Consider the following 25,871-nt stretch of genomic DNA (forward strand, 5'->3'; position numbering starts at 1 on the left):
TGTTTGACTGTTTATGCTAACGCCGTTGTGGGGAGTAAAGTGCAAACGTCTGCTGTTCGCTCAAAGCCGCTCCTCAAAGCAATAAACCAGCGCTAGCAGCGGTGGGGCGAAGGTGGTGAGGGGGCGAAAACAGAAATCCCCGCTCAAGAATGATCGTATAAACAACGCAGGTGATGATCCCCACGATCGACTCCCGGTAACAACACCGCTAATCTAGCCGCGACTTTTCACCCCCCAACCCCGCGCCATAACCCCGGCAACAGCCCCAACGTCTCATCAATCAGCGCCCGCCGGTCATTGCCCGGCTTCCAGATGGTCACCATGGTTTGGCTGATCCCCTGGCTGCCCACTTCGGTGCGCAGCGTGTTGACGTTTTTCCACTGTTCGGCATGCATATGCGTCGGCAGGAATCCCCAGCCGCAGCCCTGTTCGAGCAGGGCGCGCAGCATCTCCAGCTCGTTGGTGAAAATGGTATGCCCGGAAATTTGCAGGCGGCGCGCCACGGGTTCGTCAGAATCCGGGTGCATGATCACCTGCGGCGCGAGCGAGAGCTCCAGCAGCGAAAGCGGCTGTTCCGCGCCGGGGAAAAGCGTTTTGGCGGCGTAAAAATCCATCTCAATCGCCCCTAAGGCGCGCCACTCCATGGTATCGCCCACGCTGCGATGGCGCGCCTGGCAGATCCCCAGATCGGCCTGGCCGTTTGCCAGCAGGCTTTCTGCCTCGTCGCGCGAGGCGTTAATCAGGCTCAGGCGCGTGTTGCGTTGGGCCATGGCGGCAATCAGCGCCTGCAGCAACGCGCGGGGCGTAAAGGGATCGTAAACCAGCGAGATTTCCTGCGCCGCGCTCTTCGGCACGTCTTTGGCAAACGCCTCAAACGCTTTCACCTGCCGCATCAGCAGGTGCGCCTGACGTTGCAGCTGTTCGCCCTCCGGCGTCAGGTGCAGGCTGCGCCCCTCGCGCAGGAACAGCGCATAGCCCAAGCCATCCTCGAGAAAATCAATCAAATCGCGCAGCGTCGTGCGGTCTTTGCCGAGCTTGAGCGCGGCTTTCGCCAGGCTGCCGTGCTCGGCCACGGCGGTGAAGGCTTCCAGTTGGGCAAAGGAATAAATCAGGCTCGGCACGCGGTTCTCTCGTCGATTTTGCGGGGGATTTTCCCCCATCAGGCGTTTTTTATTATAGGCCGCGTTTTTTTAAGCTGAACGCCTTCCTGAGCTAAGCGAGAAAAAATATGAAAAGCAAAGTGTTTAACCGCAGCCTGCTGGCTGGCGTTGTCATCAGTCTCTGCAGCGGCCTGTTGGCGCCCGCCGCGCTGGCCGCCTGTGCGGGCACCGAGCTCAGCGCCTGTCCCGCGCCTTTCGATACGCAATTGCCGGACACGCACAAGATGCTCATCTGGAGCCAGAGCGACCGGGTGATCGGTTTTCGTAACGACTACCGCAACTATGCGGGGGATGTATTTCACCACGGCAATGCCACGCCGCTGCGGGTTGCCGCTAAACAGCTAACGGACGCCAGTTATCGGGTGAATGGCAAAACCTACAGCCTGCAGGACTATCTGCAGCGCCAGAACGTCAGCGGCATGCTGGTATTGAAAGACGGCAAAATCGCCTGGAAATATCTTGGGGAGGGCAATACCGACGCCACGCTGTGGACGTCGCGCTCGGTGGGCAAATCCGTGGTCGCCACGCTGGTGGGCGTGGCGATTAAACAGGGCAAAATCCGCTCGCTCGACGATCTCATCACGCAATACGAACCCGATCTGAAAGGCACCGCGTGGGATGGCGTGACCCTCAGGCAGCTGATCACCCACACCTCCGGCGTGGCGTGGAATGAGGATTACACCAACCCGAAATCGGACTTCGCGCAGCTGACCGAGTGTGAAGCCAAACCCGGTACTTATGCCTGCGTGCGCAAGCTGGTGGCCGGCTTGCAGCGTGCGCATCCGGCTGGGCAGAACTGGTCTTACTCCTCCGGCGGCGCGTGGCTGCTGGGCGACGTGCTGGAGCGCGCCACCGGCATGCCGCTGGCGGCCTATCTGCAGCAAAGCATCTGGCAGCCGTACGGCATGGCCAGCGACGGCGTGTGGCATGCCTACGCCAAAGGCCAGCATGACGTAGGGGCGCACGGCTTCAACGCCACGCTGGAAGATTGGGGGCGCTTCGGTGAGTTCATTCTGCATAACGGGACGCTGCCGAACGGCAAACAGATCTTGCCGGCTGATTGGGTAGCCCAGTCGTCCCACTGGACGCGGGCGGCGGGCTCGGTATCGGCGGCGCATCCCAACGGCATCTACGGCTACCAATGGTGGAACAACGAAGTGCCGGCGAATGCGGCCAACGTAGAACCCGCTCCGCAGGCATCCCTGAAACATTCCCTGTGGGCGCTGGGGATCTTCGGCCAGATGATTATGGTCAATCGGGCGGAGAATCTGGTGATCGTCCAGTGGTCTACCTGGCCGCAGGCGGAACCTTCTTTCAGTGCCCAACCGCTGGAGGCGTCGCTGATGTTTAGCGCGATAGCGAAGGAACTGCGTTAATCCCACGGAGCGAGCAGGGGCGGTTGCCATTCCGCCCATGCATATAACAGCGCGGAAACGGCGATCTGGGCTATGCTTTTCACCACATCCACTTTGCGCCGCAACAAGCGTGACAAAAGTGCGGCATGTCAGTCTAGGTTGGGGAGTGGCTAAATTGAAAATCGATTGGCATAGCGCATTGCTAACACGCGCCACGATCGTGGATAAAAGCTACAAAAATACGCAAAACGTTCGTCGTTTCATGGTTGAGGCGTGCGGAGAGGATTTTCGCTTCGATCGTGAATTTATGGCATGGATACGCAATGACATGCCAAAGACGTTAGGTGATGTCGTCGATGAATGGCAGCGTAGGCACTCCCTCAACCTTAGCGGATAGGGTGCAACCTGCGGACGAGTAAATCACCTGCAACCCTTCCCATTATTCCACTGTTCTCACCCCTAACCCCGCCGATCAAACCGATAAACCAGCGCCAGCGACAATGCCAGGAGTAAAAGCGGCGGGGCAAGGGCGGTGAAGGGCGCGTTGAGGGCGAACAGCAACCCCAGGTTGAGGACGATCTGGTAAGCGATGTAGGTCAGCAGCCCGACGATCACGCCGATCGCTAACCGGCTGCCCATGCCGGGCGCACGCGGGGCGGTGAAGGTAAACGGGATGGCCAGCAAAATCATCGCCAGCACCAGCAGGGGCTGGCCGAGTTTTTTCCACAGCGCCAGGCGGTATTCGGTGCTGGGCTGCCCCGAGCCCTGCAGGTAATCGATATAGCGATCCAGCTGTTGGAGCGAGAAGCTGCCGGCCGGCAGGGTCAGCTCTTTCAGGCTCGGCACGGCGAACAGCGAGCGCCACGGCAGGCTGCTTTGCCGCTCAATCGTCTCCTTTCCGCCTTGCCAGCGTTTCTGCATCACGTTGTGCAGCAGCCAGCTGCCGTCGGCGGCGGTGCTGGCGCTGTCGGCGTAAAGGTAAGATTCCAGCGCGCGGTTGGCCTGATAACGGAAGATCTCAATGCCGTGGGGCTGGTCGTTCTCATCGACGGTTTTTACCGTCACAAACTCGTTGCCGCGCCGCGCCCACAGCGGGTTAACGGTGACGTCGCTACTGTTCGACTGCGCCAGCGCGTTGTTCTTCATCTGCAGCGCGCGTTGCTGCAGCGGCGAGGCTGCCCACTCATCGAGGGCGCCGAGCGAGAGGTTCATCAACAGCCCGGCGGCGAGCATCACCAGCGCGATGCGGAATATCGACATCCCGGCGGAGCGGATCGCCGTCAGTTCCAGGCTTTTAGACAGCTGCCCCAGCCCGACGATGCCGCCGAGCAGCGCTATAAACGGCCCCAGATCGACCAGGCTGCGCGGCAGCGTCATCACGGTCACCAGCAGCGCCTGCTGCCAGCGGTAGCCGCCTGGGGTGACGTCCTCCAGCTCGTTGATCAGCGTAAAGGTGGTGAACAGCGGGATGAGCAGCCCGGCCGCGGCGGCGAAGCCGATGAACACGTTGCGGATCAGGTAGCGGCTAAAAATAGTCATCGGGAGGGTTTCCGCAGCAGAGATAGGTCGCGCGCCAGCAGCAGGGCGATGCCGACAGCCATCGCCAGCGGCACCAGCCAAACGCCGGGGATCGTCGGCAGAGAGCCGTTGGCCACCAGCGTGCGGCAAATGTTGCCGCCATAGAAAATCACGGTAAACAGCACCGTCAGGGGCAGCAGCGCGGCGTAGCGCCCCTGCCGCGGCTTGATGCGGCTAAAGGGGATCGCCAGCAGCACCATCAGCACGGTGGTCAGCCCACGGCTCTCGCGCCATTGCAGTTCGGCGGCGTCGCCCGGATCGGCGGAGCGCGCCAGTTCCGCCGGCGAGGCCGACTTGTGCCGGCTCTCGGCGCTGGGCACGAACGGTTTGAGCGCGATGTCAAAGTTGTCGTAATTCTGGCCGTTGTCGTCGGCACCCTGGCGATCCAGCACATAGGCGGTGCCGGTTTTCAGCCGCACGGCGGGGCTGGCGGGAGAGGCGTCGAGCACTTCCACCGACTGCGCGCGGTACAGGTTGGTGTGATGGCCGCCGCGCACATAAATCAGGGCGTCCGTCAGGTGGTTGGCCGTTTTATCGACGTGATTGGCGAGGATCATGCGGCCGTTGCCGCTGACGTTGAATTTGTCGGCCTGCAGGTGGCTCACGTCCAGCACCGACTGCGACTGTTGCTGCAGCTGATAAATATTGGCGTACGCCCAGGGCCTGCCATACAGCGACAGCAGCGTGACCGCTATCGCCAGCGGCACCGCGAGCAGCAGCACCGCCTTGTACAGCCGCAGCGGGCTGGCGCCGGCGGCCAGCATGGCGGTGATCTCCGCATCGCTGTACATCTGGCTTAGCGCCACCGCCACCGAGACATACAGCGCGACGGGCAATATCATCTCCAGCGCAATCAGCGACTTATAGAAAACCACGTCGGCCACCACCCGCAGCGCCAGCGTGCCGTTGGCGGCGTCGGTCAGGTAGCGCTGGGCGGAGTAGCTGGCGAACATGAAGATCAGAAACCCGGCGATCATCATCACCAGGCGGCGGATCTCAACCGTGATATAGCGTTCAATCAAAGGCATGCGTTATCGGCTCCCGGCGGCGTGCGCTTCATGGCGCCTCCCGCGCGATCAGCGCGCGCAGCAGGGCGATCACCTGGTCAACTTCCTGCGGGGTGAGTGCGCCGTCCTTCGCCCACTGCACGCGCCCGGCCTTGTCCAGCACTACGATGGTTGAGCTCTCCTCCGGCAGCCGCCAGGCCATGCGCCCCAGCCCGTCGCTGTCGACGATGAACTGCGCCCAGGGGTAATGCCGCTTGTTTTTCTCGATCTTGCCGCGCACGAAGAAGCCGGAGCCCGGTATCGCATCGTCGGTGTTGACGATGGTGGTGGGCTGGAAGCGGTCGCCTGGCAGGTTCGCGTCCTTGACGGCGTTGATCAGCAGCGAGTTCTTCTTTTTGGCGGAGGTGCGCCCGGCGATGTACTGGATCACCCGCACCTTGCCCGCCAGTTTTGCGCTGTTCCATGGCCGGTAGCTGAAATCGCCGTTGCGCAGCAGCAGCTCGCCGCGATCGGCGATGGCGATCGGCGCCACCGGCCGGCCATGCACGAAGTTATGCGCCGGCGCCGCCAGCGGCGACAGCAGTAGCGCAAGGGCCAGCAAGCGAGGTAACGTCATCATGGCTACGGGCAACGCGCTTATCTGCCGGCCGCGGCGGCCGACGGGGAAAACGATAGCGGAAAACGCGCCAGCAGCAGCTCCAGGCGCTGGCGGATGTCGATATCCAGGATCGCCGGCCGGTCATAGATATCGCCGCCGGCCAGCTTGTCCGCCACCATCACATCGTGCCGGTCGCCCATCAGGCCGTTAATCGCCGCCAGGAAGCGCGAAATCTGCCGGGCCTCGCGGTTGTCCGGATCGATCGATCTCAGCGTGTCGTAAAACGACACCTGGCGACTGACGATTTTGCGCACGTCGTGGAATTGATGCCCGGTCAGCGCCGGGCCGGCGATCAGCGTCTGCAGCTGGCGCATCTGCTCCTGGCGGTAGGCGATAAAGCCCTGTGCGCTTTCCAGGCGGGTGTGGCGCAGCGCATAGCGCACGTAAGACCATACCGGCTTGCTGAGCAGCAGCCGCAGCAGGTTGCCGTAAAGCGTCAGGTTCTTCTGGTTGCCGTTGCGAAACGCGTCCTGAAAATGGCCGAGCACCACGGTGGTGGTGTGGAACAGGCGGTTGGCGCGGTGGGGCGCGCCGTACAGCTGCTGGGCGAAGCGCAGGTGCTTATAGCGGGCGCGGATATATTTGTAGCGCATGCGCGTTGCCGCCGCCAACTGCGGGTCTTGCAGGAAACCGTTCACCAGTTGCAGCAGCTCGCGGCGGGAAAAGCCGTCTTCCCAAAACTGCAGGCACAGCGCGTAGTTGTCCCGGATGCTCTCGGGGGAGCATTCCAGATCGATCTGCTGCGGCAGGCTGATATTCGCCTCGACCAGGTCATCCTCTTCCACCGCGACAAACAGCGCCTGGGTGGTTTCGGCGGAGAACTTCTTCCAATTCGTGTTAGCGGTCATTGATTACTCTCTTTGGGCACATTCAGCCCCAACATAAAGCGATTGCGGTAGGCGCCGATCGTCGGTATCAGGGATAACAGCACGTCTAAACATTGCCCCAGTAAATAAGCGAAGGCGGCGCCCTGCACGCCGAAGGCATACGCCATCGACACCAGCAGCGCAATGTAGGCCGCCGAGGCCGTCGCCTGCGCGATCAGGAAAGCGCGCTGCTTGCCCGCCATAAACAGCAAGGATTCCTGCGGGAAGCCCATCATCGAGACGATGATCGCGCCCAGCATGATTTGAATCAGGTCATAGGCTTCCAGGTATTGCTGCCCGAAGACCGCGGAAATAAGCGGCTTGCCCACCAGCAACATCAACACCGCGACGGCCAGACCGATGCCGCCGGCCAGCAACGAAGAGCGCAGGCCCAGCAGCCACGGGGTCTTGGTGCGCGGATCCAAACGCATGATCTCGGGATAGAAGCTTTTCTCCAGCAGCTTGGCCGGGGTGCCCGTCGCATCGAAGAAGGTCATGGCGATCTTGAACAGCCCGGCGGCGGCCGGCCCGAGCACCACGCCCACCAGCACGGTGGTGCAGGAGTTGCGCGCGGCCCAGATGGTGTGGGCGATGTTGGTGGTCCAGACGAAGTTCCAGGCGCCCTCGATGCGGCGCGCGACGTTGAACAGGCGCGGCCTCAGCGCGCCGTGGATATCGCGGCGGCGCAGCTCGCGCGCGGTGAACCACCAAAACAGCGTGCCGCCGATCAGGTTAGAGGCGTACCAGGTGACGATGAAACCGGGGAACCCCAGATCGAAATAATAGGAGATGACGCTGCCCACCGCCTGCAGGAACGGCTTGATCGCCTGCTGAATGGCGATGAGATCGAAGCGGTTGAAGGCGCGCAGCACGCCGGTGGGCGTGGACGAGGTCATCGACGGGATCAGGGTGCAGTACAGCATGGCGAGCCAGAAGCTTTCGCTATCCAGCCCCAGGGCGTGTGACAAGAACGGCAGCATGATCATGCCGCCCAGCACGGCGATGACGCCGCTGGCGATATCCAGGCCGAAGGAGAACGCGACGACGTCGCGGAAGCGCCCGGTATTTTGATGCTCCAGCGCCGGGGTGCCGAATTGCACCACAAACTGCCAGGTCTGGAATTTGATGAAATCGCTGACCGCTTTGGTATAGGCCTGGATCACCACCAGCACGCCGAACATTTCAGGCGACATGCCTTTACCGGCGCAGGAGAGCGCCAGCAGGCCAAGCAGTGCGCTGGCGACGCTGCCGGAGCCTAAATAGGCGGCATTACGTAAAATGGAACGAAACGCGCCATCGGAAAACCATCGTTTCATAACTTAAACCAGCCATCATCGTTATTTTTGTGCATCTTGTGTTCCGCACTCATGCGCTTGCCCTGTCTCTTTTTAATAAACCTGAGTTTCTTTGCCGGCGTTTTCGCCGGGTTGCCCGATGTCGCTCTGCGGGCGCTTCGCGGGGTTCACCACGGCGGAAATGGCGTTGAGCGCGTTGCTCAGCACCTCGTCGTAAGGGGCTCTGGCGTCCAGCTCGATGATGCGCGCGCCGTTGTACTGCAGGCGCACCATGGCGGAAATCTTGTCTTTCAGCTCTTCATAGCTGTGATCGGGCTTGCGGGAAAACGCCGTATCGACGTCGATATCCAGGCGAATGATCAGCTCCGGCCGATAGACGGCCATGCGTTGATATAAACGGCGTTCGCGCGCCGCCAGGCGGCGCAATAGCCGGCCTTTTGCGCGTTCCACGCCGATGCCGGGCCCATCGTAGTAAAAACCGGAAATTTCCGCCTGCGGGTAGCGATCGCTGATCACCAGCACGCCGCTCTGCGCCAGCCGCCGCACCTTGCGCAGGTTGGCGGCGCGCCACAGCGAAAAGCCGTACATGATCAGCGCCGCCCACAGTGCCGGCGGCCTGTTGCTCATGCGCTGGGTTTTATCGGATTTAGCCGCCAGGCGCCGCTCCAGCCACACGCCGATGAACGGCAATTTCTTGATTTTGTCGCCGTCTTCGCCGGAGATCAGCCCTAAATAGCGGCGCTGCGTGGGGCGATGCTGCTGCAGGTTTTTCACCAGATCGGCGGTCAGCGTGGACTTGCCCGTGCCGTCGCTGCCCACCACGGCAATCAGCCCGGTGATGCAGCCGTGAGAGGTATCCTGCTCGGCAGTGAGTTTATTTTTTTTCATCTGTTTCGGTACGAAAAGGTTATTTGGCGGCTAGGCATTGGCGGCCCTCAGCGATATTTTAACGGCGCGCAGCGAAGCATCGAAAATATGCTTGGCCGGCTCGCGGCCGTCCAAATCCAATATGTTAGCGCCGTTAAACGTCAGGTGCGGGATGACGGCGATCTTTTCACGCAACGCCGCCAACGAGTGATCGGGTTTGCGTGAATAGGCCGTTTGCTCGTCAATATCCAACCGAATTAATAATAAGGGCTGATAAGACGCCATCCAGTGGTACAGACGTTGTTCGCGTTTTCTCAGCCAGCGTATCCAGCGATTGCCGCCGGCGGTTTTTGCCAGCTGCGGGCCATCGAAACGAAATCCCGCCACTTCGGCCTGCGGATAACGATCGGTAATCAGCAATGCGCCGCGGCGACTTTTCTTCAGCATGCGGCGGAATTTAAAAACGCGCCAATAGGAAAGTAAAAAGATCACCAGCGCCGTGGCATTATCCGGCGGCGTAGCAGGGCGATCGTGCACGCGCTGCGATTTCTTCAGCAAATAACGCCCGAAGGGCGCGCCAATAATCGGCAGCGAACTGATCCATTCGCCGATACGCCCGGAAGACTGGCCGAGATAAAGCAGTTCGGCAGGTTCTTGCGCCGATAAGGCCTCGACCAGACTGGCGGCCAGGGTGGATTTTCCCGAGCCGTCACAGCCAGTTATCGCTATTACGCGCACGGGCGAGCGATCAGATGAAGGTCTTATCTGCTGACTCACAATAATTAATCCAATGCGAAAAAAACTATTGTATTCCAATACGCCTTGGGTTCAAGATATTTATTGTGCTTTGCCGCGATAAAATAATGGGTTCAGTATTCCTGTTGGTTATTTGAATTGATATTTATGGCGTTCGTTCTTGTTATTTTGTGCTAATTGGCCGGGCGTGAGCCGGTTTCGCTTTTTATGTTAACTTTCGGCCTGGCTGACGGCGAAAAAAGAGCAGAGGTTTTCCATTTTCGCTTAATCTTTTGTGCGGTTTAGCGCGGCGTCATGGCAATTATCTTCGCGCTGCCGTCGCGGCCGTGAGCGATATTTCGTTGCAAATAGGGCATGCCGTTTCTGGTGTATTGAAAGAGAGTCTGATTATGAATGCAAAATTTCCGCCGCTGATTGCGGTTATCGGCAGCGACGGATCGGGTAAGTCCACCGTTTGTGAACATCTGATCGAATATGTGAAACATTATGGCCCGGCGGTGCAGGTGCATCTGGGCAAACAGGCGGGCAACGTCGGGCGCGCGGCGGCGAAACTGCCGCTGCTCGGGCGCTCGGTGGGCAAGGCTATCGAAAGCAATACCAAAAAAGTCAAAACGAAGAAATCCCGCATCGGCCTGTTGCCGTCGGCGGTGATCATCGCCTTCGTGGGGCGGCGGCTGCTGCGGTTTCGCCGCATGCTGGCGTTTCGGCGGCAGGGGTATATCGTGCTGACCGACCGTTTTCCGCAGGCGCAAATCCCCGGCGCTTATGACGGCACGGTATTTCCCGTCGATGTTGAAGGCAGCCGTTTCGTCCGTTGGCTGGCGGCGCGGGAGCGGGCGGCGTTCCAGTGGATGGCGAAGCAAAAACCGGATCTGGTGCTCAAGCTGAATGTCAGTCTGGACGTGGCCTGCGCCCGTAAACCCGATCACCGCAAAGCGGCGCTGGAGAAGAAGATCGCCGTCACGCCGTTATTGACGTTCGAAGGCGCCGACATCGTGGATCTCGATGCCGATCGGCCGATCGGGGAGGTGCTTGCGGCGGCGGAAAAAGCCATCGCGGAATTTATGGTGGTGCAGGGGTATCGCTATTCGGCTGATGGGGCATCAACGGCTGCGCACTGAGGCGCGCAGCGATTCGGCAGGGCGGTGATGCCATTTTCGGCACCGCCGCCGCGGCCGAGAGGGAAAGGCTTTATTTTTTCAGCGCCGCAAAGGCGCGCACGATGGTGTCTATTTCTTCATCGCTGTGCGCGGCATTGACGCTGCAGCGCAGCAGGGTGACGCCCGCCGGCGCGGCCGGCGGCAGCACCAGGTTTACATACACGCCGTGGGCGATCAGCTCGCGCCAGAAACGCAATCCTTCTTCCTTCGAACCGATCATCACCGGCACCACCGGGCTGATGCGCGGGCCCAGGGTATACCCCAGTTCGGCGAGGCCGTGGTACAGACGGTGCGCATTGCTCCACAGCTTTTCCCGCAGCTCGGGATGGCGCGCGATTTTTTGCAGCGCCGTGCGCACCGACGCGATGCTGGACGGCGACGGCGAAGCGGTAAAGATATACGGCCGGCTGCTGTAGCGCAGCACGTCCATCCCCTTGCCGCCGACGGCGAAACCGCCGATCGAAGCCAGGCTTTTGCTGAAGGTGCCCAGGATAATATCCACGTCTTGCTCGACGCCGAGCGCTTCGGCCAGGCCGCGGCCGTGCTCGCCCATCACGCCGAAGGAATGCGCTTCGTCGACCAGCAGATACCCGCCCAGCCGCCGCTTGATGTCGACGATTTCCACCAGCGGGGCGACGTCGCCCAGCATGCTGTAGATGCCTTCCACGATAATGATCGCCTCGCGGGCGCGCTCGCCCAGGCGCACCATGCGGCGCTCCAGATCGGCGGCGTCATTGTGGCGGAAGCGAATAATCTCTGCGCCGCCGAGGGCGCAGGCGTCGTAAATGCTCGCGTGGCTGTCTGCGTCGATCAACACCACGGAGCCCGGCCCCGCCAGCGTGCTGATGACGCCCAGGTTGGCGGTATAGCCGGTGGAGAACACGATGGCGCTCGGGCGATCGAAGAATTCCTCCAGCTCCCGTTCCAGCGTCAGATGCGATCCGTAACTGCCGTTCGCCATGCGCGAGCCGGTGGTGCCGGTGCCGAGCGCGGCCAGGGCCGCCTGGCCGGCGGCGATCGCCTGCGCATCGAACGTCAGGCCAAGGTAATTATTGGTGCCGGCGAGGACAATCTTTTGATCGCCGATGCGCCCCTGGGTGGCGGAATACACTTCGTCGATGCAGGTGCCGAACGGATTCAGACCGGACGTTTGAAATTGTTCACGGTCATTGGCAAGCCGCGCAAACTTGTCATACAGTCCCATGGTTTTTCTCCAGATAAGGGCGCAGCGCGTCAAGCAGTTGCTCAGGCGTTCTGACATCAAGCAATATATTGATAGGAATGGAGATATCTAATTCATCTTCCAGCATCATCAGCAGATCCAAGACTCTGATGGATTCCAGGCCAAGATCATTGACGAGATCGCTATCAGGTTTTATTTCCACTCCGCCTTCGACGATACCTTGCAAACACGTCAGGATATAATCCATTACAGCATCGCGATTTAGCATAAGAACGTTGACACACCTCTACTTGGAATAATTAAAACAGCCCTTCACGCAGCGCGCGTTCCAAACTCACCTGTGGAAACCAATTAATCTGTTGCGACAGCGCCTGATTGTTGGCGGACCAGTCTTGATGCGTTAATTCGCGTATTTTGCTGCGCGTCAGCATCGGCTCCTGTTTTATCAGGCGGTTCCACAGCACGCTGATATCCGCCAGGGCTTTCAGCAGCGGCAGCGGAATGCCCACCAGCCGCACCGGCCCGTGACGCACGGCGGCGCCGATGTCCCGCAGGCGCAGCCAGTCATAGCCTTCGGCCACGCCGTCGCACAGTTCGTAAATATTCGACTGCGCGGGCTGCGCCAATAACCATTGGCCGACCGCCTTCGCCAAATCGCTCACGTGCAGAAAAGAGAGCCTGGCGTCAGGCGCGCCCAGCCGGGGCAGCACGCCGCGCAGCAGGCCGTTGAACAGCGGTTTCAGCTCTTTATCGCCCGGCCCGTAGACCGCCGTCGGGCGGAAAATCCCCAGCGCGATCTCGCCCGAGGCGGCGATCAATTGCTGCTCGGCGGCCTGTTTTGAATGGGCGTACCAGGACAGCGTCGGATGGCGCGCCGCCAGCGACGACATGAACAAGAAACGATTGCAGCGGCCGTTTTGCCTGGCCGCCTGCATCAGGTTCAGGCTGCCGGTCACGTTGCAGCGGGTGAACACCGCTTCCGCATGCCCGCGCACCTGGCCCGCACAGTGCACGACGCACTCGGCGCCGCGCACCAGTTCGGTGAGCGAAGGCCGGTCTTCCAGCGCGCCGGGGATCCACTGCAGGTTGTCCGCGGCGGCTTTGTCGGCTTGCCGCGTCAGGGCGCGCACGCTAAACCCCTGCGCCAGCAGTTCCCGGACGATATGCCGGCCGATAAAGCCGGTCGCGCCCGTCACCGCCACGGTGCCGCTCATTGCGCGAAACCGGCCAACTGCGGCATTTGCGGGTAGAGCGAAGCGCTCAGCCAGCGTTTCTTGGCTTCGGCGCGGGCGGGTTTGCCCGACGACGTGCGGGGAATGCTGTGCGGCGGCAGCAGCTCGATGTCCACCGCGATGCCGAATTCGCTTTGAATGCGCGCGCTCAGCGAATGCACGATCTGCTCCCGGCGCTCTTCCGAACTGACTCGGCATTGGATCTGCAAAATGATCCTGGCCGCTTCGTCGTGTTCTTCGGTCACGAAGGCGATCGCATCGCCGGAACGGATTTCCGGTTCGGATTCCGCGACGTACTCGATATCCTGCGGCCAGATATTGCGGCCGCGAATGATGATCAAATCCTTCTTGCGGCCGGTGACGTACAGATAGCCGTCCAGCAGGTAGCCCAGATCGCCGGTATCCATCCAGCCGGTCACCTGAATTTGTTGCTGGGACTCGTCGTCGCAGAAATAACCGTTCATCAGGCTGGGGCCGGAAATCGTGATATGGCCGACCTGGCGCTCCGGCAGCGGTTGCCCGGTTTCGCTGCGGATCTCGATGCGGTGGCCGGGCAGCGCACGGCCGCAGTTGACGAAGGTCGAGACGGCGCGGGTTTTTTTGCCGGGCGCGACGGCTTTCCCCTCGTACTCCAAAATATCACGGTCAACCGCGTTGATTTGCGGGCCGGAGCAAGGATCGGAAAAGCTCACCGCCAGGGTGTTCTCGGCCAGCCCGTAGCATGGCATGAAGGCTTTGCTGTCGAAGTTGATGCTGCGGAAGTGTTCGCCAAACTGGCTGAGCAGCTCGGCCGGGATCGGCTCTGCGCCCACGCCTGCAACCCGCCAGCTGGAAAGATCCAGATCGGCCAGCTCTTTGGCGTTGCTGCGGCGCAGGCACAGATCGTAGCCGAACGGCGGGGCGACGGACACCGTGCCGCGATTCTTGGCGATCAGTTTCAGCCACTGCATCGGGCGCATGGCGAAATCTTGCGTGCGCAGATAATCGACGGACAGCTGGGTCGCCACCGGCGTCAGCAGGAAACCGACCAGGCCCATATCGTGATAGAAGGGCAGCCACGACACGCAGCGATCGCCCGCGCGCAGCTTGATGCCGTCGCGACTGATCGCATTCAGGTTCGCCATCGCCGCCCGCTGGGTGATGATCACGCCGCGCGGGAAGCGGGTGCTGCCCGAAGTGTATTGGAGATAGGCGATATCGTCGGGCGAAGGCGCCGGCAGCGCGATCTCCGGCTCCGGCAATGCGTTGAAATCCGCGTCGCTGAGGATGTGCATCGCTGACGCGTTTTCCGTGGCGGAGGCGATGAGCGGCGTCCACTCTTCGCTGCTGATAATAGCCGCCGGGTTGCAGCTGGCGATCAGCCCTTTCAGTTTGGCGGTGTAGGAGTCGCGCTGGCCCACGCCCATCGGGATCGCCAACGGCACCGCCACCAGGCCGGCATATTGGCAAGCGAAAAAGGCTTCGACGAACCCCGCGCTGGTTTCGGCGATAAGCGCCACGCGATCGCCTTTCTTGAGCTTCAGGGACAATAAACGCCGCGCGCCCGAGATCGCTTTTTGCTGCAGCGTGCGATAATCGAGAACGGTCACGAGTTGATTGCGCCGATCGTAAAAATTCATTCCCGTATTACCGAGCGCCGCGTAATCCAACGCGTCCACTAAAGTGGGGAAGTCCGCATAGCGCATGGGAAGAGAATGAACGGAACTTGTTTCAGACATAGACAAACTTAGCCATAGATTAAAAATCACCAAAAGAGTTAAATCACTCTTGGCGAGGTAATTGATGTTTTACTATGAATAGGTTTTGAATAAGTTTGTTATTCAACCATCTTCATTCCGCGAATTGCGTATATTGCCGTACTTGAGCGGCACGCCGGTTATTAACCCGGTAGCGCGTGAGCGGCCTGCATTATCAGCCTTGAGCGGCGACCTGGAGATATACGAGAGGTGATTGTAATACCCGAGGTTCGCCGTTCTTTAGTCTGCATCTGTCGGGCAGGAAATACCTGTCTGCTCATAGGTTATGACCTCATGCATGGCTATCTTCGAACTTAAACACTTCCTAAACAGTATGCCGCAAGAAATCAAAAAGTGAATGCCTCATTTAAGTTGATTCTTAAAAAGAGCATTAAGTGGTAAAAATGGCGGCGCGCCACCTGATTAAAGTCGGTACACTTAAAGCGGCGGGTTTCTTTCGCCCAAATAGCACTAAATAATAAAAGAGCACGCATAGCGTAGCATGTCAGCGCCGCTTTGGGCTTTCCTTTTTTTTTAATCACGCCGCCTCAGTGCGCGTGATAGGCAAATAATGCGCTGGTTCACAGGGGGAAATATTCGGTTTTTCTTATCGTTGAACCGGAGGCGATACACAATCCAATAAAAGAGAACAGCATAAAAAATGCTAAAGGCGTTGTCGCGCTCATATTTAATTATTTTATTAAAACGTAAGGCTATTTATGATCCGTATTGAGAAAGTTCTGGATAAACGCGAACTTAAAGAATTTATTGCTTTCCCTTCGTTACTGTTTCGTGATGACCCGAACTGGATTGAGCCGCTGTATTTAGAGCGCGAAGAGCACCTGTCAAAGAAGAATCCCGGCACCGATCATATCGAATGGCAGGCGTGGGTGGCGAAAAAGCAGGGGAAGGTCGTCGGGCGCATCACCGCGCAAATCGATTCTCTGCACCGGGCGCTGCACGGAGAAGATACCGGTCACTTCGGCATGATCGACGCCGTTGACGATCCCGCCGTGTTCAGCGCGTTATTCACGGCGGCGGAGGAGTGGTTACGGTCCAAGGGCACGCGGAAAATCACCGGGCCGTTCAGTCTCAATATCAATCAGGAAAGCGGCCTGCTGGTCGAAGGGTTCGACACGCCGCCGTCGGCCCTGATGACCCATGCCAAACCTTACTACGCGGCCCAGATAGCGCAGCAAGGGTATAGCGAAGGGATTGATTTGCTTGCTTATTGGATGAAAAGAACCGACCTGCATTTTTCGCCGTCGCTGACCCGGATGATGGATCAGGTGCGCAAAAAGGTGACCGTTCGCCGCCTCAACCGCAAGCGCTTTCGCGAGGAGATGCAGGTGCTGCGCGAGGTGTTCAACTCGGGGTGGCAGCATAACTGGGGGTTTGTTCCGTTCACCGAGCATGAGTTCGCCACCATGGGGGATCAGCTGAAGTTCCTGGTGCCCGACGATATGATCCATATCGCCGAGGTGGATGGCGCGCCCTGCGCCTTTATCGTCGGGTTGCCGAACATTAATGAGGCGATTGCCGATCTGCAGGGGCGGTTATTGCCGTTCGGTTGGGCGAAGTTATTGTGGCGGCTGAAAGTCAGCGGCGTTCGCACCGCGCGCGTGCCGCTGATGGGCGTTCGCCAGGAGTATCAATTCAGCCGCATCGGGCCGATTATTGCATTGCTGTTGATTGAGGCGCTGCGCGAGCCGTTCGCCAAGCGCAATATCGACGCGCTGGAAATGTCGTGGATCCTGGAAACCAATACCGGCATGCGGACGATTTTAGAACGTATCGGCGCGGTGCCTTATAAGCGCTACCGTTTGTACGAAAAGACGCTTTAATCGACTGATATCGCATCGCCTTTTAACGCCATCAGGATAATAAGCGCATTGCGTGCGGCGCCGTTCGTTTTGGGGGACTGAGCGTGAGTGAAAGCATTGTCGCCAGAGTGGAACGGTTAAGGCCGTTAATTAATAAACCCGAGATAAATTCACGGCGCGTGATTTATTGAACCACGATCGCCGTGATGCTGAAGAGAGCAGAATGCATGCCTGTGGAAAAGAAAAAGGGAATAAGCCGATTAACCTACAGCATAAGGAACTCCTGGGCCGGCTTTATTGACGCCGCGCTGACCGAAAATGCGTTTCGTGAATTATTGGTTATTAACGCCATTTTACTGGTTGTTACATTTACTCTGGATATTACAAAAATGGAGCGGCTGTTATTAATCGCCTGCAGTTTCCTGCTGCTGGTGGTTGAGCTGCTTAATACGGCGATTGAAACCGTGGTCGATCGCATTTCGCTGGCGTTGCATCCGTTATCCAAACGCGCCAAAGATCTGGGCGGCGCAGCGCAGCTGGTGGCGGTGATAATGACCATCATTATTTGGGGGACGGTGCTGCTGGGAGGATAACGGCGAGGCGCGCTCCGGCGTTAAACCGGTTGCTGCGGCTAAATAAGCGGCTATTATCGTTGCTTTACGCCTTTGGCGCCATGGTAAGGATAGGTTGCCGTTATGCCCGTGAATTTTGATCTCAACGATCTTTATGCGTTTCGCGCGTTGGTGGAGTACGGCAATTTTCGGCTGGCCGCAGAGTCCATCTGCCTGTCGCAGTCGGCATTGAGCCGCAGGATTGAGAAGCTGGAAAACGCGCTGGGCATCAAACTGTTCGATCGCACCACCCGGCGCGTGACCTTGACGCTGTACGGGCAGGCCTTCGCCGAACGTTCGGAGCAGCTGCTGATGAACGTCGAAGCGGTGATGGCTGATATCGATAAGGTCAGCCAAGAGCGGGTGGGGCTGGTCACCGTCGCCACGGTGCCGTCGGCGGCCTACTATTTCATGCCCGACGTGATACGCCGTTTCCGGCTTCGCTATCCGCGCGTGCGCGTTAAACTGATCGACGGCAGCGCAGGCAATGTCATCGAGGCGGTCACCGGCGGCCAGGCCGATTTCGGCATCTGCTTCGCCGGGCGGCTGCAGCCTAATCTTGAGTTTGTGCCGTTGGTGGGGGACGTCTACGTGGCCGCCTGCCGGCGAGACCATCCGCTCGCCGGTAAAAAGAGCCTCACCTGGCGGGAGTTTTATCAGCAGGATTACGTGTCGCTGGATAAAACCTCCGGCAATCGCAATCTGCTCGATCAGCGCCTGGAACACCTCGTGCCGGAACGCCCCAGCGTGTGTGAAACTCGCCATGTGACGACCATGCTGGGCATGGTTGAGGCGGGCATCGGCATTGCCGCCGTGCCCGCCATGTCGATGCCCGCTTCAGAGCACTCGGTGTTGACGTCGGTGCCGCTGGTCGAGCCGGTGGTGAAACGCACCGTAGGCCTCATCAGACGCGGCGGCCGCATGCAGTCTTTCGTCTCCGCCGAGCTGGAAAAGCTGATTACTGAACAGTATCACTCTGCCTGACCGGCTGCGGCGCCGGCACGGTTCGCATGCCGGTCGCGCGAATGGTCGGCTGGGCCTGAGAGGAGGCGAGGAAGTCCAGCAGCGCTTTGCCTTCGCGGCGATGTTCCGCCTTGGCGGTTACCGCGCCCGCGAAGCGGGTGATGTACTGCACGTTTTCAGGCAGCTCGCCGATAAAGGTCACGCCCGCCACGGGCAGCAATTCGCTGACCTGCTGGAAACCCAGCGCGTATTTCCCCTGCGCCACTTCAGAGGCCACCGGAATGCGTTCAATCTTATGCGCTTTCCCTTTCACCTGTTCCTCGATGCCCAGCTTTTTGAACAGTTGGCCGCTGACATAGCGGCCGCTGGCGCTGTCGGAATAGGCGAAAGAGTCCGCCTGCAGCAAGACATTGCGCAGGTCGGCATCCGTTTTTATCACCGGCTTGGGCGCGCCCTGTTTGACCACCATACCGATCGGCGAATCGGCCAGCTCCACGCGCGAACCCGGCTGGGTCCAGCGCTCTTTTTCCAGTTGGGTGAGCGCGTCGCCCACCATGATCAGCACATCGGCTTGCTCTCCGCGCGCCAGCCGCGCGGGGATCGCCTGCGGCGTTTTGCCCATCGAGGGGCCCGACACCAGAATGATTTTGTCGCCGCTTTGGGCTTCATACTCCGGGGCCAGCTTCTCCAGCGCGGCTTTGAAGCCGCCGGAGATCATGACGGTCACGTCTTTGGCCAGCGCCGCCGTACTGCAGGAGGCGCACACCAGCGCGGCGAGGATCGAACGAGTGAATTTTTGCATGGTATCATTCCTTTTGAGATGGCGGCTTAGCGCGCGGTTTGCAGCGGCATGGCGATGCGGCGATACATATACAGCGTCGCCAGCAGGGCGCACAGCGCGGCGAAGCTCATCCAGTAGCCCGGTGAAGCCTTGTCGCCGGTGTATTCGATCAACGCGGTGGAGACTACCGGCGTAAAGCCGCCGAACACCGCCGTCGCCAGGCTGTAGGCCAGCGAGAACCCGGCCACCCGCACTTCCGTTGGCATGATCTCCGTCAAGGCCGGGATCATGGCGCCGTTGTAGAGGCCGTAAATGAAGGACAGCCACAGCAGCACGGCCAGCATCATGCTGAAGCTGGGCGCGGCGGCGAGCAGGCTCAGCGCCGGGTAGGCGGTGGCCAACGTCAGCAACGTCATGGCGACCAGCACCGGTTTGCGGCCGAAACGGTCCGACAGCGCGCCGCCGATGGGCAGCCAGATGAAGTTGGAGATCGCCACCAGCAGGGTGACCAGCAAGCTGTCGGAAGCGCTGAGCAGCAGCACCTTTTTGCCGAAGGTCGGCGCATAGACGGTGATCAGGTAAAACGCGGTGGTGGTCATGGCGACCATCAGCATGCCGGCGATCACCACCGGCCAGTTTTTCAGCAGGGTTTTAAACACGTCGCGCATCGCCAGGTGGTGACGGCGAGCGGTAAATTCCTGCGTCTCTTCCAGCTTGCGGCGCAGGAAGAAGATAAAGGGAACGATCAGGCAGCCGAACAGGAAAGGCAGGCGCCAGCCCCATTCGCGAATGGCGCTTTCTTCCAGCGCCGCATTGAGCGCGAAGCCCATGGCCGCCGCCACCATGATAGCCACCTGCTGGCTGCCGGACTGCCAGCTGGTGTAGAAGCCTTTACGGCCCGGCGTGGCGATTTCAGCCAGATAGACGGACACGCCGCCCAGCTCCGCGCCCGCCGAGAAGCCTTGCAACAGACGCCCGCACAGCACCAGCAGCGGCGCCCAAAGCCCGATGCTTTGGTAAGAGGGGATCAGCACGATCAGGAAGGTGCCCGCGGCCATGATCGACAGGGTCACGATCAACCCTTTGCGGCGGCCGACTTTATCGATGTAAGCGCCCAGCACGATGGCGCCGATCGGGCGCATCAGAAAACCTGCGCCGAATACCGCGAAGGTCATCATCAGCGAGGCGAACTCGCTGCTGGCCGGGAAAAAGGTGTGTGCGATGTAGGTAGCGTAAAAGCCGAACAGGAAAAAATCGAACTGCTCTAAAAAGTTGCCGGAGGTGACGCGCAGTATCGCGCCGGTTCTGGCCCGGGTGGTCATGGGTGAGGTAGAGGAATGCATCTTTATCTCCAGTTTGTTATTGGCGCTTGACGCCGCGCCTGTTGCTGAAGACTCGCTCAGGAAAATAAAGTAAATAAGCGCAATAAACTCATGGCGCGATGCGTTTGACGCATCAATCGGCGTTAACAATGTTGCCTAACCCGATGTAACGTGGCGTTAACAAGTTTGTCGCTCATCGCCCGCTGCGCAGAACGCCGAAAACGTTATGCGCTTTTTGTGACAGAGTTCATAAAGGGGCGGCGGGGAAGCGCCCCGTGCCTCTGAACGATTGTTCGATACCGTGCGTAAAAAGGTGAATGCCTCGCACTGCGTTTGCAAAATACGTGGATGTACGTTCAGCCTTGCAGTCACCACGCATGCCTTTGCATGCTATCCCAGCGCCTCTCTGCTATAGCTTTACATCTATATAGTTACTGATCTATATTTTAGGGAGGTCCCGTGTGGGAAATTAAAACAACGGATGCATTTGATCATGGGTTCAGATCGCTCAGCGATGCCGATCGGGCCGGCGTACTTGCCGCATTGATGGTCCTGCGGGAAAAGGGGCCGGGGCTGCCCAGACCCTATGCCGATACGGTTAAAGGCTCACGTTACAGCAATATGAAAGAGTTGCGCATTCAGTGCCGAGGCGAACCGTTGCGGGCATTCTTCGCTTTCGATCCGTACCGTATTGGCATTGTGCTTTGCGCGGGCAATAAAGCCGGTAATGAAAAGCGTTTTTACGATCGGATGATCCAGGTTGCCGATCGGGAATTCACGAACTGGCTGAACACATTAAACGAGAAGGAGTGACGCGATGGGCAGAACGTTGGAACAGCTTATTGCGGATGAAAAGCCCGAGGTCGTGGCCAAAGCGCAGGCGCTGGCGGCGGACATCATGCTGAACATTCACCTTGCCGAGCTGCGTGAAAAAGTACAGAAAACGCAGGTTGAAATGGCGCAGGCGCTGGGGATCAGGCAGCCGACCGTTGCCGTGATGGAAAAACCGGGCCGCGATCTGAAACTGTCTTCGCTTAAACGCTATGTTGAGGCGGCCGGCGGCAAACTGCGCCTGGACATCGAACTGCCGGACGGCTCTCACTACGAGTTTGTGCTGTAAGCGCTAACGGCAGAAAGGCACAAAGCCCGCTCAGGTTCCCCGGAGCGGGCTTTGTGCACCAGGGAACCGTTGACACAAGCAGGCGGCCGTGAAAGCAACGAGGCTCAAGACGGGCAGGCTGTCTGAGCACTTTCGTTTGGGCCGGAAAGCGTTAAACAAGCCACCCGCACTCCCTTCGCGATGTCTTGCTTGCCCGTAACTGTCTCCTTGCTCCTTAGCTGAAACGATACAAATTATGTTGATAAGCAGCTCGTTTTGTGTGCAAAAAATCAACGTCTTTCATTAAAACTGCGATGAAATTCGTATTTTTATCGCGCTATCTCTTCAAATACTCACCCGGTGAAGCTCATCACATTTCTTTAACCTGCTTAACAGTAGATTTTCCTTGTTTAGAAAAAAATCGATTCAGCTAAAGGGGAAGGGAAATGAAAAAGGCATGGGTTATGGCGGTGTTTTCGGCCCTGATTTCAGGGCAGGCGGCGGCGCAGAGTTGGATGCTGACCAGCGCTGAAGATGGCGTGGAGAAAGGAAACTGGAAGATTTCGAGTGAGGCGCTGAAGGTGAAGGATAAAACGTTCAGCATTGAGCAGAAAGTGTTGCACGGCGGCAAGCAAGAAGGCAGCAAAGTCGTCATTATCCGCAGCGAGGATGGCCTGACCATCACGCTGAGCCCCACCCGCGGCATGAACCTCCTGCGGGCAGAAGGCTTTGGCGCGAAAATGGGATGGGATTCCCCGGTCAAAGAGGTGGTCAACCCCGCCTTTATCAACCTGGAAAGCCGCAATGGGCTCGGCTGGCTGGAAGGTTTCAATGAGATGATGGTGCGTTGTGGCTATGAGTGGACCGGGCATCCGGTGACCGACGCAGGGCAAATTTACACGTTGCACGGCAAAGCGGGCAATACGCCGGCCTCGCGGGTTGAGGTTGAAGTAGCGGATACGGCGCCGTATGAAATTCGTATTCGCGGCCTGATCAAAGAGAGCACATTCAAAAAAGCCGATCTGCAAACCCTGACCGAATTGCGCTACGTGCCCGGCAGCAACAGTTTCAGCCTGCATGATGTGTTAACCAACCGGGCGGATTATCCCCATGACTACCAGATTATTTATCACAGCAATTTCGGCGCGCCGATTCTGGAAAATGGTGCCCGCTTCCTGGCGCCGATGGCCAGCATCAGCCCGTTTAACGACTATGCCAAAGCCGGGCTGAAGACCTGGGGAACCTATGCCGGCCCAACCAAAGGGTTCGATGAAATGGTCTTTAACATTAAGCCATTATCGGATCCGAATCATCAAACGCTGGCGGCGCTGGTCAATAACGCGGGCGACAAAGGGGTGGCTATTCAGTTCGATACCCGCCAGTTGCCCGTCCTGACGCTGTGGAAGAATACCGATACGTTAAAACAGGGGTATGTGACGGGGATTGAGCCGGGCACCAGCTATGCCTACCCGGTCACTATTGAGCGCGAACAAAAACGCGTTAAGCAGCTGCAGCCTGGCGCCAGTGCGCAGTTTGATCTGACCTATACCTTGCTGCACAGCAAAGCGCAGGTGGCGGATCTGGAGAAGAAGATTGCGGATATTCAGGGCAAGGTAAAAATTGAAGAGAATGACGCGCCGATAGCCAAGGAGTAACGCTGCCTGTCCATGCATTCAGCGTTAAAGCAAAAAGCCCGCTTAAGTTTCCTTAAGCGGGCTTCTCTAAATATGGCTCCTCTGACTGGACTCGAACCAGTGACATACGGATTAACAGTCCGCCGTTCTACCGACTGAACTACAGAGGAATCGTTGGAACGGGGCGAATAATAGCGGGGCATCCGGGGTTTGTCAAAGCGCTAAACTGCAAAAAAAGCGCGTTTGCTGAGGGAATGAGCACCTTGCGCTGTTTTTCGGCATTTTCCATCGCTATGCGTTGATTTTTGCATCCCAAATCGTTTTGACGCCGCTTGCACACGCCTTTGCACGGCGATGGTGCAGGGCCGTTCTCCCACCCATACTTCCACTCGCGCTAACCGTATTGGCCAGACCCTGGTTAACGGCGCCACACGCCGCGCCGCAACTGATATGTAGGATGAATAAGCAAACAATATGTATTCGTCGTCACAATGGCTGGATTTTTGCTTACCCATTTTTGGGGAATGCGACTGCGCTCTCAAGAAAATTATTTTCCCCGTCTACACATAAAGTGACTGATCCGCGCCCCAGGGCGTTTCGCTACAACAGTGCTGAGGAAGATAACAATGTCATCGAAATTGATAAAAAGTCCGCTCGCTGCTTTGCTCATCGGTTGTTTAGGTACGGCGTTTTCCGCGCAGGCCGATATCGTCATCGGCGTCGCCGGGCCGTTCTCCGGGCCGAACGCCACCTACGGCGATCAGTATTGGCGCGGTGCTTCGCAGGCGGCGGCGGACATCAACGCCGCCGGCGGCATCAAAGGGGAAAAAATCAAGCTGGTGCAGGGGGATGACGCCTGCGAACCGAAACAGGCGGTCGCGGTCGCCAACCGGCTGGTGGATCAGGACAAGGTGTCGGCGGTGGTCGGCCACTTCTGTTCCTCTTCCACCATGCCGGCCTCCGAGGTGTATGACGAGGCCGGCATCATCGCCATCACCCCCGGCTCCACCAACCCGCAGATCACCGAGCGCGGCATGAAGACCATGTTCCGCATGTGCGGGCGCGACGATCAGCAGGGCGTCATCGCCACCAACTACATGCTGGATACCCTGAAGGCCAAACGCATCGCGGTGATCCACGATAAAGACACCTACGGCCAGGGGCTGGCGGACGCCGCCAAGGCGGCAATGAACAAGCGCGGGGTTAAAGAGGTGCTGTATGAGGGGCTGTCGCGCGGCGAGAAAGACTTCAACGCCCTGGTGACCAAGATCGCCTCGGTCAAGCCGGACGTGGTCTACTTCGGCGGTTGCCATCCCGAAGCCGGGCCGCTGGTGCGCCAGATGCGCGAGCAGGGCGTGACCGCCAAGTTCTTCTCCGGCGACTGCGTGGTGACCGAAGAGCTGGTGACCGCCGCCGGCGGGCCGCAGTACACCAACGGCGTGCTGATGACCTTCGGCAACGATCCGCGCCAGATCGCGGAAGGCAAGGCGGTGATCGCCAAGTTCCGCGCCAGCGGCTTTGAGCCGGAAGGGTACACCCTTTACTCCTACGCTTCGATCCAGGCGATCGCCGCCGCCTTCAACGCCACCGGCGGCAAAGACAGCGCCAAGGCCGCCGAATGGCTGAAGTCGCACGATGTTGACACCGTGATGGGTAAAAAAGCCTGGGATCAGAAGGGCGATCTGAAGGTCTCGGATTACGTGGTCTATCAATGGGATGACAAGGGCAAATATCACCAACTGTAAACGGCCGAACATTGAGGGTGTGACCCTATGACCGACGGGCCGCCGCCTTGGCGCGCCCGTTCCGCGACTACCTTTGGGCCGCGTCGGACTGCGTTGGCGGCCTTACCAGGCGAGACTGCTCATTATGGATGTATTCTTTCTGCAACAGCTGATCAACGGCCTGACCCTCGGCGCGGTGTATGGCCTGATCGCCATCGGCTACACCATGGTTTACGGCATCATCGGCATGATCAACTTCGCCCACGGCGAGGTGTACATGATCTCCGCCTACCTGTGCGCCATCGGTCTGGCGCTGCTGTCGTTCTTCGGGCTGCAATCGTTCCCGCTGCTGATCCTCGGCACGCTGGTATTCACCATCGTCATCACCGGGGTGTACGGCTGGGTGATCGAGCGTATCGCCTACAGGCCGCTGCGCAACTCCACCCGCCTGGCGCCGCTGATCTCCGCCATCGGCATGTCGTTAATCCTGCAAAACTATGCGCAGATCAGCCAAGGGCCGCGCCAGCAGGGCATCCCGACGCTGCTGAGCGGCGTGTTCCGCCTGGAATTCGACGGCGGCGTGGTGCAGATCACCTACACCAAGGTGTTCATTCTGGTGGCGTCGCTGCTCGGCATGGCGATCCTCACCTACATCATTCAGCGCACCCGGCTGGGGCGCATCTGCCGCGCCACCCAGCAGGATCGCAAAATGGCCTCGATTCTCGGCATCAATACCGATCGGGTGATCTCGCTGGTGTTCGTGATCGGCGCCGCCATGGCCGGGCTGGCCGGAGTGCTGATCACCATGAACTACGGCACCTTCGATTTTTACGTCGGCTTTATCATCGGCATCAAGGCCTTCACCGCCGCGGTGTTGGGCGGCATCGGCTCGCTGCCGGGCGCGATGCTGGGCGGGCTGCTGCTCGGCGTGGCGGAGGCGCAGTTCGCCGGCATGGTGAATTCGGATTACAAGGACGTGTTCTCCTTCGGGTTGCTGGTGGCGATCCTGATCTTCCGCCCGCAGGGCCTGCTCGGCCGGCCGCTGGTCGCCAAGGTTTAAG

The 25,871-nt window shown here is 59.2% G+C and carries 26 protein-coding genes and 1 tRNA gene; 11 read left to right on the top strand and 16 right to left on the bottom strand.

The genetic code is table 11. The annotated features are described in order from the left end of the window. Nucleotides 1–227: 227 nt before the first annotated feature. A complete protein-coding gene (locus ACJ8M3_RS01585; RefSeq protein WP_089197236.1) occupies nucleotides 228–1,121 on the bottom strand; it encodes a LysR family transcriptional regulator in 894 nt (297 codons plus the stop codon). A 107-nt stretch (nucleotides 1,122–1,228) separates the two neighbouring features. Here ACJ8M3_RS01585 and ACJ8M3_RS01590 point away from each other — a divergent pair, with 107 nt between their 5' ends. Next, nucleotides 1,229–2,536: a serine hydrolase domain-containing protein gene (locus ACJ8M3_RS01590; RefSeq protein ID WP_089197235.1), complete on the top strand. Its 1,308-nt coding sequence runs from the start codon at nucleotides 1,229–1,231 to the stop codon at nucleotides 2,534–2,536. A 154-nt stretch (nucleotides 2,537–2,690) separates the two neighbouring features. Beyond that, on the top strand, nucleotides 2,691–2,912 hold the full coding sequence (locus tag ACJ8M3_RS01595) for a DUF6434 domain-containing protein (protein ID WP_071991654.1): 222 nt from the start codon (nucleotides 2,691–2,693) through the stop codon (nucleotides 2,910–2,912). Nucleotides 2,913–2,974: 62 nt separating this feature from the next. Here the strand turns inward: ACJ8M3_RS01595 and lptG are convergent, their stop codons facing one another. From lptG to ACJ8M3_RS01630, 7 genes are all read right to left on the bottom strand, one after another. Continuing rightward, nucleotides 2,975–4,054 (bottom strand): LPS export ABC transporter permease LptG, encoded by a 1,080-nt coding sequence (gene lptG, locus ACJ8M3_RS01600; RefSeq protein WP_089197234.1) that lies wholly within the window; start codon nucleotides 4,052–4,054, stop codon nucleotides 2,975–2,977. After that, nucleotides 4,051–5,121, bottom strand: coding sequence for an LPS export ABC transporter permease LptF (lptF, locus tag ACJ8M3_RS01605; protein WP_046687455.1), 1,071 nt, complete (start codon nucleotides 5,119–5,121; stop codon nucleotides 4,051–4,053). The genes lptG and lptF overlap by 4 nt, the downstream gene beginning before the upstream one ends. A gap of 28 nt (nucleotides 5,122–5,149) precedes the next feature. Then, the gene (locus ACJ8M3_RS01610) at nucleotides 5,150–5,716 is read right to left on the bottom strand and encodes a YtfJ family protein (protein WP_047575559.1); all 567 of its coding nucleotides are present in this window, start codon (nucleotides 5,714–5,716) and stop codon (nucleotides 5,150–5,152) included. 20 nt (nucleotides 5,717–5,736) lie between these two features. After that, nucleotides 5,737–6,606 carry a hypothetical protein gene (locus tag ACJ8M3_RS01615; protein WP_089197233.1) on the bottom strand — a complete coding sequence of 290 codons (870 nt, stop codon included), beginning with the start codon at nucleotides 6,604–6,606 and terminating at the stop codon, nucleotides 5,737–5,739. Next, complete coding sequence (locus ACJ8M3_RS01620) at nucleotides 6,603–7,940, bottom strand: lipopolysaccharide biosynthesis protein (protein WP_004935553.1); 1,338 nt, start codon at nucleotides 7,938–7,940, stop codon at nucleotides 6,603–6,605. Before ACJ8M3_RS01620 ends, ACJ8M3_RS01615 begins: the two co-directional genes overlap by 4 nt. Before the next feature lie 72 nt (nucleotides 7,941–8,012). Next, nucleotides 8,013–8,807 carry a hypothetical protein gene (locus ACJ8M3_RS01625; RefSeq protein WP_033651883.1) on the bottom strand — a complete coding sequence of 265 codons (795 nt, stop codon included), beginning with the start codon at nucleotides 8,805–8,807 and terminating at the stop codon, nucleotides 8,013–8,015. A 30-nt stretch (nucleotides 8,808–8,837) separates the two neighbouring features. Then, nucleotides 8,838–9,563 carry a lipoprotein gene (locus tag ACJ8M3_RS01630; protein WP_033643765.1) on the bottom strand — a complete coding sequence of 242 codons (726 nt, stop codon included), beginning with the start codon at nucleotides 9,561–9,563 and terminating at the stop codon, nucleotides 8,838–8,840. Nucleotides 9,564–9,931: 368 nt separating this feature from the next. Between ACJ8M3_RS01630 and ACJ8M3_RS01635 the strand changes: the two genes are divergently transcribed. Next, nucleotides 9,932–10,663 carry an ATP-binding protein gene (locus tag ACJ8M3_RS01635; protein WP_089197232.1) on the top strand — a complete coding sequence of 244 codons (732 nt, stop codon included), beginning with the start codon at nucleotides 9,932–9,934 and terminating at the stop codon, nucleotides 10,661–10,663. 70 nt (nucleotides 10,664–10,733) lie between these two features. Here ACJ8M3_RS01635 and spt read toward each other — a convergent pair whose 3' ends face one another. The 5 genes from spt to ACJ8M3_RS01660 all read right to left on the bottom strand — a co-directional run bounded on the left by spt (nucleotide 10,734) and on the right by ACJ8M3_RS01660 (nucleotide 15,395). Then, the gene (spt, locus tag ACJ8M3_RS01640; RefSeq protein WP_089197231.1) at nucleotides 10,734–11,906 is read right to left on the bottom strand and encodes a serine palmitoyltransferase; all 1,173 of its coding nucleotides are present in this window, start codon (nucleotides 11,904–11,906) and stop codon (nucleotides 10,734–10,736) included. Beyond that, nucleotides 11,893–12,153, bottom strand: coding sequence for an acyl carrier protein (locus ACJ8M3_RS01645; RefSeq protein ID WP_015378483.1), 261 nt, complete (start codon nucleotides 12,151–12,153; stop codon nucleotides 11,893–11,895). Before ACJ8M3_RS01645 ends, spt begins: the two co-directional genes overlap by 14 nt. A gap of 31 nt (nucleotides 12,154–12,184) precedes the next feature. After that, nucleotides 12,185–13,099, bottom strand: a complete 915-nt coding sequence (locus ACJ8M3_RS01650) for an NAD-dependent epimerase/dehydratase family protein (RefSeq protein WP_089197230.1) — start codon at nucleotides 13,097–13,099, stop codon at nucleotides 12,185–12,187. Continuing rightward, nucleotides 13,096–14,835, bottom strand: a complete 1,740-nt coding sequence (locus tag ACJ8M3_RS01655; protein ID WP_089197229.1) for a fatty acyl-AMP ligase — start codon at nucleotides 14,833–14,835, stop codon at nucleotides 13,096–13,098. The genes ACJ8M3_RS01650 and ACJ8M3_RS01655 overlap by 4 nt, the downstream gene beginning before the upstream one ends. A 365-nt stretch (nucleotides 14,836–15,200) precedes the next feature. Further along, nucleotides 15,201–15,395: a hypothetical protein gene (locus ACJ8M3_RS01660; protein ID WP_145957729.1), complete on the bottom strand. Its 195-nt coding sequence runs from the start codon at nucleotides 15,393–15,395 to the stop codon at nucleotides 15,201–15,203. 177 nt (nucleotides 15,396–15,572) lie between these two features. On the opposite strand from ACJ8M3_RS01660, the gene ACJ8M3_RS01665 reads away from it, so the two are divergent. The 3 genes from ACJ8M3_RS01665 to ACJ8M3_RS01675 all read left to right on the top strand — a co-directional run bounded on the left by ACJ8M3_RS01665 (nucleotide 15,573) and on the right by ACJ8M3_RS01675 (nucleotide 18,271). After that, nucleotides 15,573–16,697 carry a DNA-binding protein gene (locus ACJ8M3_RS01665; protein WP_042785021.1) on the top strand — a complete coding sequence of 375 codons (1,125 nt, stop codon included), beginning with the start codon at nucleotides 15,573–15,575 and terminating at the stop codon, nucleotides 16,695–16,697. 185 nt (nucleotides 16,698–16,882) lie between these two features. Further along, nucleotides 16,883–17,269 (top strand): diacylglycerol kinase, encoded by a 387-nt coding sequence (locus ACJ8M3_RS01670; protein WP_223524775.1) that lies wholly within the window; start codon nucleotides 16,883–16,885, stop codon nucleotides 17,267–17,269. A gap of 102 nt (nucleotides 17,270–17,371) precedes the next feature. Then, on the top strand, nucleotides 17,372–18,271 hold the full coding sequence (locus ACJ8M3_RS01675) for a LysR family transcriptional regulator (RefSeq protein ID WP_089197228.1): 900 nt from the start codon (nucleotides 17,372–17,374) through the stop codon (nucleotides 18,269–18,271). On the opposite strand, the gene ACJ8M3_RS01680 is transcribed toward ACJ8M3_RS01675, so the two are convergent. Together ACJ8M3_RS01680 and ACJ8M3_RS01685 are read right to left on the bottom strand one after the other, a co-directional pair. Then, complete coding sequence (locus ACJ8M3_RS01680; protein WP_089197227.1) at nucleotides 18,246–19,052, bottom strand: substrate-binding domain-containing protein; 807 nt, start codon at nucleotides 19,050–19,052, stop codon at nucleotides 18,246–18,248. The genes ACJ8M3_RS01675 and ACJ8M3_RS01680 overlap by 26 nt on opposite strands. Nucleotides 19,053–19,078: 26 nt before the next feature. Continuing rightward, nucleotides 19,079–20,374 carry an MFS transporter gene (locus ACJ8M3_RS01685; RefSeq protein WP_033643756.1) on the bottom strand — a complete coding sequence of 432 codons (1,296 nt, stop codon included), beginning with the start codon at nucleotides 20,372–20,374 and terminating at the stop codon, nucleotides 19,079–19,081. Between the two features lie 438 nt (nucleotides 20,375–20,812). Between ACJ8M3_RS01685 and ACJ8M3_RS01690 the strand changes: the two genes are divergently transcribed. The 3 genes from ACJ8M3_RS01690 to ACJ8M3_RS01700 all read left to right on the top strand — a co-directional run bounded on the left by ACJ8M3_RS01690 (nucleotide 20,813) and on the right by ACJ8M3_RS01700 (nucleotide 23,107). Next, complete coding sequence (locus ACJ8M3_RS01690; RefSeq protein ID WP_089197226.1) at nucleotides 20,813–21,166, top strand: type II toxin-antitoxin system RelE/ParE family toxin; 354 nt, start codon at nucleotides 20,813–20,815, stop codon at nucleotides 21,164–21,166. A 4-nt stretch (nucleotides 21,167–21,170) separates the two neighbouring features. Then, complete coding sequence (locus tag ACJ8M3_RS01695; RefSeq protein ID WP_016927038.1) at nucleotides 21,171–21,473, top strand: XRE family transcriptional regulator; 303 nt, start codon at nucleotides 21,171–21,173, stop codon at nucleotides 21,471–21,473. 425 nt (nucleotides 21,474–21,898) lie between these two features. Continuing rightward, a complete protein-coding gene (locus ACJ8M3_RS01700; RefSeq protein WP_442514598.1) occupies nucleotides 21,899–23,107 on the top strand; it encodes an aldose 1-epimerase family protein in 1,209 nt (402 codons plus the stop codon). A 73-nt stretch (nucleotides 23,108–23,180) separates the two neighbouring features. Here the strand turns inward: ACJ8M3_RS01700 and ACJ8M3_RS01705 are convergent. Next, nucleotides 23,181–23,256 (bottom strand) — tRNA-Asn (locus ACJ8M3_RS01705). A 456-nt stretch (nucleotides 23,257–23,712) separates the two neighbouring features. Here ACJ8M3_RS01705 and ACJ8M3_RS01710 point away from each other — a divergent pair. Both ACJ8M3_RS01710 and ACJ8M3_RS01715 read left to right on the top strand, forming a co-directional pair. After that, nucleotides 23,713–24,831: a branched-chain amino acid ABC transporter substrate-binding protein gene (locus ACJ8M3_RS01710; RefSeq protein WP_016927040.1), complete on the top strand. Its 1,119-nt coding sequence runs from the start codon at nucleotides 23,713–23,715 to the stop codon at nucleotides 24,829–24,831. A 124-nt stretch (nucleotides 24,832–24,955) separates the two neighbouring features. After that, nucleotides 24,956–25,870, top strand: coding sequence for an ABC transporter permease subunit (locus ACJ8M3_RS01715; protein ID WP_033643752.1), 915 nt, complete (start codon nucleotides 24,956–24,958; stop codon nucleotides 25,868–25,870). Nucleotide 25,871: the final 1 nt, after the last annotated feature.

The sequence above is a fragment of the Serratia sp. CY55921 genome (assembly GCF_052167655.1).
In the GTDB taxonomy this organism is placed as follows: domain Bacteria; phylum Pseudomonadota; class Gammaproteobacteria; order Enterobacterales; family Enterobacteriaceae; genus Serratia; species Serratia ureilytica.

Excerpts from the sequence above, each read along its gene's own strand:
- ACJ8M3_RS01590 (WP_089197235.1), top strand. The coding sequence starts at position 1,229 with ATGAAAAGCAAAGTGTTTAACCGCAGCCTGCTGGCTGGCGTTGTCATC.
- lptG (WP_089197234.1), bottom strand. The coding sequence starts at position 4,054 with ATGACTATTTTTAGCCGCTACCTGATCCGCAACGTGTTCATCGGCTTC.
- lptF (WP_046687455.1), bottom strand. The coding sequence starts at position 5,121 with ATGCCTTTGATTGAACGCTATATCACGGTTGAGATCCGCCGCCTGGTG.
- ACJ8M3_RS01610 (WP_047575559.1), bottom strand. The coding sequence starts at position 5,716 with ATGACGTTACCTCGCTTGCTGGCCCTTGCGCTACTGCTGTCGCCGCTG.
- ACJ8M3_RS01615 (WP_089197233.1), bottom strand. The coding sequence starts at position 6,606 with ATGACCGCTAACACGAATTGGAAGAAGTTCTCCGCCGAAACCACCCAG.
- ACJ8M3_RS01620 (WP_004935553.1), bottom strand. The coding sequence starts at position 7,940 with ATGAAACGATGGTTTTCCGATGGCGCGTTTCGTTCCATTTTACGTAAT.
- ACJ8M3_RS01625 (WP_033651883.1), bottom strand. The coding sequence starts at position 8,807 with ATGAAAAAAAATAAACTCACTGCCGAGCAGGATACCTCTCACGGCTGC.
- ACJ8M3_RS01635 (WP_089197232.1), top strand. The coding sequence starts at position 9,932 with ATGAATGCAAAATTTCCGCCGCTGATTGCGGTTATCGGCAGCGACGGA.
- spt (WP_089197231.1), bottom strand. The coding sequence starts at position 11,906 with ATGGGACTGTATGACAAGTTTGCGCGGCTTGCCAATGACCGTGAACAA.
- ACJ8M3_RS01645 (WP_015378483.1), bottom strand. The coding sequence starts at position 12,153 with ATGCTAAATCGCGATGCTGTAATGGATTATATCCTGACGTGTTTGCAA.
- ACJ8M3_RS01650 (WP_089197230.1), bottom strand. The coding sequence starts at position 13,099 with ATGAGCGGCACCGTGGCGGTGACGGGCGCGACCGGCTTTATCGGCCGG.
- ACJ8M3_RS01655 (WP_089197229.1), bottom strand. The coding sequence starts at position 14,835 with ATGTCTGAAACAAGTTCCGTTCATTCTCTTCCCATGCGCTATGCGGAC.
- ACJ8M3_RS01665 (WP_042785021.1), top strand. The coding sequence starts at position 15,573 with ATGATCCGTATTGAGAAAGTTCTGGATAAACGCGAACTTAAAGAATTT.
- ACJ8M3_RS01670 (WP_223524775.1), top strand. The coding sequence starts at position 16,883 with ATGCTGAAGAGAGCAGAATGCATGCCTGTGGAAAAGAAAAAGGGAATA.
- ACJ8M3_RS01675 (WP_089197228.1), top strand. The coding sequence starts at position 17,372 with ATGCCCGTGAATTTTGATCTCAACGATCTTTATGCGTTTCGCGCGTTG.
- ACJ8M3_RS01680 (WP_089197227.1), bottom strand. The coding sequence starts at position 19,052 with ATGCAAAAATTCACTCGTTCGATCCTCGCCGCGCTGGTGTGCGCCTCC.
- ACJ8M3_RS01685 (WP_033643756.1), bottom strand. The coding sequence starts at position 20,374 with ATGCATTCCTCTACCTCACCCATGACCACCCGGGCCAGAACCGGCGCG.
- ACJ8M3_RS01695 (WP_016927038.1), top strand. The coding sequence starts at position 21,171 with ATGGGCAGAACGTTGGAACAGCTTATTGCGGATGAAAAGCCCGAGGTC.
- ACJ8M3_RS01700 (WP_442514598.1), top strand. The coding sequence starts at position 21,899 with ATGAAAAAGGCATGGGTTATGGCGGTGTTTTCGGCCCTGATTTCAGGG.
- ACJ8M3_RS01710 (WP_016927040.1), top strand. The coding sequence starts at position 23,713 with ATGTCATCGAAATTGATAAAAAGTCCGCTCGCTGCTTTGCTCATCGGT.
- ACJ8M3_RS01715 (WP_033643752.1), top strand. The coding sequence starts at position 24,956 with ATGGATGTATTCTTTCTGCAACAGCTGATCAACGGCCTGACCCTCGGC.